This window comes from Bradyrhizobium sp. 87 (genome assembly GCF_023073015.1).
Classification (GTDB): Bacteria; Pseudomonadota; Alphaproteobacteria; order Rhizobiales; family Xanthobacteraceae; genus Bradyrhizobium; species Bradyrhizobium canariense_D.
In genome coordinates this window covers 1-7,368 of the sequence record NZ_JADPIQ010000014.1, presented here as the reverse complement: position 1 = coordinate 7,368, position 7,368 = coordinate 1, and the positions used below count along the sequence as shown (strand labels likewise).

Genomic DNA, 7,368 nt, shown 5'->3' with positions numbered 1-7,368 from the left:
TCTACCACGACAACGCATGGACTTTCTGTTGCTGCTCCCGGACCGCCAGCGGATCGTCATCGAGGTCGACAGCAAGCATCATTTCTCAGAGGACGGCAAACCCTCGCTGAAGGTCTACGCCGACATGGTGTCGGCCGACCGGGAATTGCGGCTTGCCGGATATGAGGTATACCGCCTCGGTGCGAACGAAGTTGTCGGCGACGGCTCCGAGGCGAGAATTGCGGATTTCTTCGACAAGCTCTTCCGACTCCATCGAGTCGGCAGTGAGAACTGATAGTGCGAGGTTGAATTGAAGCGCCACACGCTCGCACGGGCGCTTCGTTCGTAATTCTGCGGGATCTGCGATCATGAGCGAAGGGCGGGAATTTCAGGAGATCGCTCATTGCGGTGGGCAGGTGATCTTCACCGTCGACAGAGGCGACGAGGCGGCGCGTCAGTGACGAGAAACCCCTCCCTTAGATGCACCAGAAACGCATCCTGGCAGGTCTCATCATCCGGGCCCGCTGCGTTGCAGTTAATGATGCTCAGCGAGCTCGCCTACCTGGCCCAGCAATCAAACCGCACAATGCATGCGACAGCCACGCAGCCAACCCGATCAGCGTCCAAGAGCCCCAACCCTGCACTCGTTCTATAGCGACATGCCAAGCTTTGCGCGCCGGTCAACTACCAACGCTGGTGATTGATCGAGATGAACGATACATGGCAATTCTTGGTTAATGAACGTTAGGCTGGTTAATGAACGTTAGGCTGAGCGTCGGTGCCAAAAGTTGGCGCTAACGGACCTGATCGATTCCACTCGCTCATCGCCGGTAGGAATTCTGCGCACTAAGGCCGCTCCAGCCATGATGACTGTGCAAGGGATTAGGCCACTCGCGGCGGGAAAGAAATATGGCAGCAAACGGGGCAGGCTCCGAGAGATCGGTGATCCTAATCGACAACTTCGACTCATTTACATTCAACATTGCCCAGATGATCGGTGAGGTGAATGGTAGAGACCCCATCGTCCTCGATAACACCGTGCCATGGAGAGAAATCCGCAAGATCCCCCATGATCGCATTATCCTCTCGCCGGGGCCGGGAAATCCTCATACTCCAAAAGATGTCGGCGCTACGATGGATGTTTTGGCCGGCAGCGCCGTTCCGGTCTTGGGAGTATGCCTGGGGCATCAATCCATCGCCCATTTTCATGGCGCATCCGTCTCCCGCGCGCCGGAGCCCCTCCACGGCCGGATCCGCACCATCACAACCTCCGGGACGGACCTGTTCCTGGGGCTGCCCCGCTCCTTCGATGTGACAAGATACCATTCGCTGGCAGTGACCGGTGAGCTTCCGGAATGTCTTAAATGCACTGCCATGAGCGAGGATGGCGTCATTATGGGACTCCGGCATCGGCACCTGCCGCACTACGGCATACAGTTTCACCCGGAATCCATCTGCTCACAATACGGACGAGAGATGTTTGCTAACTTCCTCTCCGATGTATGCGCCCCATCGGTAGCGCGGTCCCCACTTGTGCGCCTGGAGGTGGCCTGATCATGCTGGGCATGCCCCGCCTTAGCGACTTTCCCTTCGAAACGACCAAGTATGACGCGAGAAGTTCGACGATCTCATGCAGAGCCAGCGCTGAGGATGTATTCGTGCACCTCTTCCGGGGTACACAGCCTGCTTTCTGGCTGGACAGCAGTATGCTGGTGCCCGGGCTGTCGCGTTGGTCGTTCATAGGAGGGCTTGGCGGACCGGGCAGCTATCTTGCATCCTACGATGCGTCTCGACAGGAAATCGAGATTACTCGCGACGGCCAGGCGCCCCAACTGACCATCTCCGGATCGATTTTCAAGTTCCTCGCCGATAACCATGCCACCTGCAAGCTGCAGGATGAGGGCGACGTGCCAGATATTCCCTTTAAAGGGGGCCACGTGGGCTATTTCGGTTACGAACTGAAATCTCTCACCTGCGGCGTCAGCTCCCCACCCTCTAAATGTCCAGATGCAACCTTCATCTTCTGCACAAGATTCCTCGCCTTCGATCATGAGAATGGCAGCATCCATATCGTCGCACTCTACCCCAAAGCCGAGGCCGCATTGGCTTACGAGGTCGCCCTTTGGATCAGCAAGAACGAACGTGACATTCGGCGCATCGAAGCAGCCCCCAGCACTACCCCATCGTCACCAAACGCAAAAAGCGCTCCGCTTCAGTTCAAGCTTCGTCAGGGGCGAGCCCGGTACCTAGAACAAATCGAAAGATGCCTTTCCGAGATCCGCGCCGGCGAGACTTACGAGGTCTGCCTGACAAACGAGATTACTGTTGCGGCAGAGATCGACCCGCTTGATCTGTATCGGGTCCTAAGGCGGAGAAACCCGGCCCCTTACTCGGCTTTCCTCAGACTTGGAGATCTCTGTGTTGCCTGCTCGTCCCCGGAGCGATTCCTCAAGATCGATCGCAACCTCATTGTCGAGACCAAGCCCATTAAGGGCACTGCGGCTCGACATGAGGTCCCAGCCGAAGATGAGCGGATCGCAGAAGAATTGCGTCTGGACGAAAAGAGCCGGGCCGAGAATCTCATGATCGTGGACCTGATGCGGAATGATCTCGGCCGCATCTGCCGCACCGGAAGCGTTCATGTGCCAAGCCTCATGCACATCGAAAGCTACAAGACCGTACACCAGCTGGTCAGCACCATTCGTGGCGAACTGGTGTCGCCTGACGATATCATCCCCTGCATTTCTGCGTGTTTTCCAGGCGGGTCGATGACGGGCGCACCTAAGATTCGAACCCTAAAACTCCTCGATGAACTGGAACAAGCGCCGAGAGGTATCTATTCGGGGGCGATCGGTTATCTGTCTCTGTGCGGCCAGCTTGATCTGAATATCGTCATCCGAACGATCGTCTGCCGGGGACGCCAACTGAGTATCGGTTGCGGCGGGGCCATCGTCGCGTTGTCTGACCCCAAGGCGGAGTTCGAAGAGATTCTCCTCAAGGCGCGCCAGCCGATCCGTGCGATTGCCGAGGCCATGACAGGCAACCCAGATCATGACGTGGCGATCGATGGCCCAGACGATGATGCAGGCGCGGAAACAGTACCCGATTCTGCACATCGTGTCCGTCTGGCGACATTCCAGGACAGGGACACGATTGCACAATGCGTGGGAAGGCTTCTCACGGAGCTCGGAGGACCGGGGCCGCAATTCGACCGGCAGACGGCGGTCAGCGCTGCTGGGCAAATCGCGATGGATTCGCGGCTCGGCTTCGCCCTGATAATGGAGGATGTGCCGGCAGCCGAAGTGATCGGCATTGCTGTCGTCTCCCAGGTCACCGCAGTAAGGGCTTCAGGCCACTATGGCATCCTGCAGGAGCTCTGGGTCGATCCCCGCTATCGCTCGGCTCAAAATGGGAGACGGCTTCTGGCCGCCCTGGATGGCGAGGCGCGGGTGCGGGGCTGGCCCATGGTCGAAGTGTCTCTTCCCTCGACCGACCGTTCCGGCGCCGAGAGGCTCGTCGCATTCTATGAAAGCATGGGCTTCGTATCGGCGGGAGAACGGCGACGAAGGAGGCTTCTGTGAACTGGCTAACCGTACACACGACGCCGGTCTCACCTAGCCCTGGGGGCCTTATCGCCGATGCGACGGGGACGAGTAAGCCTTCAAGGGAAGTGGGGGATCGAATCAACGAGATCCGAAGCGGATTGGAAAGCTCGCCTGGTGTCCAATTTATCTCGACCCCTGAGACCGTCACGGACGAGGTCGTATCGATCCTGGGCAGCCTTCATGATCCGGGCTACCTTGAGGCACTCCGCTTCGGGCCACATCCACAAGAGCCAGAGATCACCGAGCTTGCTAGAAGATATACCGCGCCCGGTGTGCCGCAAAACACATCCGTCGACGCGGGGATATATCAGCGCGCCCTTTTGTCCGCCGCTACCGGCTTCGCAGCCGCGACCACAATCGCCTCGAAGCGAAGTCTAGTAAGTTACGCACTATGTCGGCCGCCAGGGCACCATGCTGGGCGCAGCTTCATGGGTGGGTATTGTTTGCTGAACAACGTCGGAGTCGCGGCGCTGAGCCTGCGCGCATCGGGCTTCCGCAAGCTGGCGATCCTCGACCTCGATTTCCACCCTGGCAATGGAACAAGCGATGTGCTGAGCACACACCCCGATATCGGTTTCGCCAGCCTGCACGCCCGGACTGACGTCAATTTCCCCTGGATCCCGCAACTTCAACCAGCACTCGGCAGCCACAGGTATCTTGAATTTCCGACCGATCCGAGCCCGGCAGCATACACATCGGCGCTTCGCGGGCTCTTGGAATCCGACTGGGCCGCCACGCTGGACGTTCTGGTTGTCAGCTTGGGTTTCGATATCGTCGTCGGAGATCCGCATGGTGGTTGGACACTTCCGCCAGAAATCTACCGAGAGATCGGCCTGGCATTGGCCTCGATCGGCAAGCCGATCTGCTTCGTACAGGAGGGCGGCTACCGGCTGGACACGTTGTCGGCCTGCGCCAAGCATCTAGCCGCCGGCCTGCGACTTGGAATGCAGGAAATGGGCAGGAGCCATGCATGACTGATACCTTCACCCCCGACGCGGGCCTTCTTCCATTTCGGGAGATCATCAACAAGCTGGACAAACAACTGGTGGACATCCTCAGCCGGAGGCTTTCCGTCTGCGCTGAGGTTGCACGCTACAAGAAGGAACGCGGGATCGCGATGATGCAACCCGATCGCGTTACAGAGGTAAAGGCGCGTTGCGCCGAGATTGGGGCGGAACGCGGCCTGCGCAGGGAATTCACTGAAGATCTTTATTCGCTGATCATAGGAGAAGCCTGCGAGCTCGAAGCCATGATCATAGACGAGCAGATGGACGTCTCCTGATGGTCCGCATCTACACGCTCGGCCCAGCGAGAAGCTGTCACCATCATGCGACCTTGAAATATCTCGAGTTCCAAGGGATCGAGCCGCAAGACATCATACTCGTCGACGATCTCGTGGCTGCCGCGGCCGAGGCCGCAGATCGCGGCGACAGCTATGTTCTCCAATGCAGCGCGCACCTGAATGTCCATCTCGTGACCGAGAAATTCCGCGACCGTCTGCAGGTCGTCGACACCTTCATATTGCCCACCCAGAGCATCGCGGTCGTCAAACGCAAGGACGTAAAGGAGCCTCGGTCGCTGGGTCTCCCCGAGCCAACGATGGGGTATATCGACAAGAATGCTTGGAATGAGCTGATTTTCGAAACGACAAAGCCGGTTGTAGAGAAAAAACTCCTCGAAGGCGTGTATGATGCGGGCGTTGCTTACAGCAGATCGGCGCTCGAACATCCCGAAAAGCTCGAGATCATGCAGGAGATTGGCGAGGTGGTGACGACCTGGCTATTGTACGGTCCCCGCCCTCGCTACTCCGACACGATCATCGCCAGCCCCTATCCTGAGTTGCATGACGTGCTGCCTTGAACACACGAACCTGAACGAGCACCGTCATGACCTCCTCCCCTCCTGACGCGCGAACGAAGCTCGTCATTGCCGCTCTGACCATCGCCGCCTTCGCTATCGGCCTGGACACATTTGTCATCATTGGGGCGCTCGATGTGATCTCTCGTGACCTCGGGATTTCAACCGGCGCGGTGGGCTGGATCATTTCGATCTACGCACTCTGCTACGCTGTCTTCGCGCCGCTGAATGCCTGGATGTTCAAGGCCATGAGCCGTCGCAATGTCCAAATCCTGTCCGTTTCGATCTTCATCATCGGTAACCTGATCTGCGCGGTCGCGCCGAACTTCCTAATTCTTGCTGCTGGTCGCGTCATTTCGGCCTACGGCGCGGCGATGTTCACCCCGGCGGCTACCGCACTAACCGCCGAGCTCCTGCCGCCTACCCGCAAAGGTTTCGCGTTGTCCCTCATCTTCGGCGGCATGACCGTTTCACAGGTTGCTGGCGTCCCGGCCACCAGCTGGATCGCAGGTGCTATCGGCTGGCGCTTCGCATTCGGTTTCGTCGTCATTGCCGGGCTTCTCGCATTGATGATCTTCGCCCCGATGATGTCTGGAATCCCTGCCAAGATGCCGGAGCGCGGAAAACCGACCTCCAAAGAATTCTCCAAAATCATCTACGGTATCCTTTCCGTGACACTATTCGTCGTTGTTTCCGAGTTCATCGTTTATTCCTATGTGAGCGTCTTCATCACCGGTTTTCTGCTTGCCGGGGTTCCGCTGCTCTCGGCCGCGCTCTTTGCCTACGGTTTCGGAGCCGTGACGGGAAACGCAGCGTGTGGCGTTCTGACTGACCGTTTCGGCCCCTATAAAGTCCTCATCGCAGCCATAGGCGCACAGCTAATCCTGCTCGTAGGTTTGGTTGCATTTGGACACCATGGTGCCCTCACCGTGCTCATCGCCTTCCTTTGGGGCAACGTCAGCTACATGTATCTGGTGCCGATCCAGCACCGGCTCCTCGGCCTAGCCGGGGATAGGTCGAAGCTGGTCCTGGCAATGAACAGCTCGACTACCTTCGCAGGGATCGCCATCGGCGCTTTTCTCGGCGGCATCCTCGTCGAGATCAGCGGAGTCACATCGCTGGCCGTGGCGTCCATCCTGATTGGTCTCATCGGCGTCGGGCTGGCTGTTGCCTTCATGCGTGATGAAGCGCCTGCGGAAGCTGCGAATGCGGCATGAACGGGATGAAATCGAGCACGATCGACCACCAGGATGCTTGTCGGGTCTGCTTGGTCAAGCGCGGAGCAAGCCGCATACGCCCTTCGTCAGTCTAGACTATGGACATCACCATGCAGCACGTGGTCGATAGCGCTTGTCAGCCATCCATCTGGCTCCTGCCAGATGACTCTCGTGCGCCCGCTTCGCTCGCCATGATTCGCTCTTGCTCACGCGGCATTGCGCTCAGCTTTACCTCACCTGCTAAGTGCAGTTGACCTGCTCCCGCCAAATGAGGCCAGTCTGAACTGGAATTTCCAATTATGATCCCGTGTCGGGACGAGGAGAGCTCCATGAAGCATCGAAGTTCAGCGAGGCCCAAATCGCATTTGTTTTGAAGCAGGCGGAAGACGGTGCGCCGGTGGCCGAAGTCTGCCGCAAGGCCGGGATCAGCGACGCCACCTTCTATGATTGGCGCAAGAAATATGCGGGACTCATGCCGTCCGAGATGAGGCGGCTGCGTCAGCTCGAGGAAGAGAACGCCAAGCTGAAGCGGATCGTCGCCGACCTGTCTTTGGACAAGGCCATGCTGCAGGACGTGCTCTCAAAAAAGCTCTGAGGCCTGGCCGCAAGCGCGAACTTGTCGACAAGTTGCGCAGCGACTGGAAGGTATCGATCGTGCACTGTACGTCTACAAGTCGAAACGCGGCGACCAGGCCGACCTCAAGCATAGG

6 protein-coding genes and 2 pseudogenes are annotated in these 7,368 nt (G+C 58.4%); all 8 read left to right on the top strand.

Annotation, left to right across the window (positions count from 1 at the left end):
- Positions 1–274 (top strand): annotated as a pseudogene (locus tag IVB50_RS03280) (hypothetical protein); the annotation flags it as partial.
- Positions 275–921: 647 nt separating this feature from the next.
- Positions 922–1,533: an aminodeoxychorismate/anthranilate synthase component II gene (locus tag IVB50_RS03275; RefSeq protein WP_247294233.1), complete on the top strand. Its 612-nt coding sequence runs from the start codon at positions 922–924 to the stop codon at positions 1,531–1,533.
- A gap of 2 nt (positions 1,534–1,535) precedes the next feature.
- A complete protein-coding gene (pabB, locus tag IVB50_RS03270; RefSeq protein WP_247294231.1) occupies positions 1,536–3,560 on the top strand; it encodes an aminodeoxychorismate synthase component I in 2,025 nt (674 codons plus the stop codon).
- Positions 3,557–4,558: a hypothetical protein gene (locus tag IVB50_RS03265; protein WP_157643084.1), complete on the top strand. Its 1,002-nt coding sequence runs from the start codon at positions 3,557–3,559 to the stop codon at positions 4,556–4,558. Before pabB ends, IVB50_RS03265 begins: the two co-directional genes overlap by 4 nt.
- The gene (locus tag IVB50_RS03260; protein ID WP_247294229.1) at positions 4,555–4,866 is read left to right on the top strand and encodes a chorismate mutase; all 312 of its coding nucleotides are present in this window, start codon (positions 4,555–4,557) and stop codon (positions 4,864–4,866) included. The genes IVB50_RS03265 and IVB50_RS03260 overlap by 4 nt, the downstream gene beginning before the upstream one ends.
- Positions 4,866–5,444: a hypothetical protein gene (locus IVB50_RS03255; protein ID WP_018458978.1), complete on the top strand. Its 579-nt coding sequence runs from the start codon at positions 4,866–4,868 to the stop codon at positions 5,442–5,444. The genes IVB50_RS03260 and IVB50_RS03255 overlap by 1 nt, the downstream gene beginning before the upstream one ends.
- A 26-nt stretch (positions 5,445–5,470) precedes the next feature.
- The gene (locus tag IVB50_RS03250; RefSeq protein ID WP_247294219.1) at positions 5,471–6,658 is read left to right on the top strand and encodes an MFS transporter; all 1,188 of its coding nucleotides are present in this window, start codon (positions 5,471–5,473) and stop codon (positions 6,656–6,658) included.
- Between the two features lie 307 nt (positions 6,659–6,965).
- Positions 6,966–7,368 (top strand): annotated as a pseudogene (locus tag IVB50_RS03245) (transposase); the annotation flags it as partial.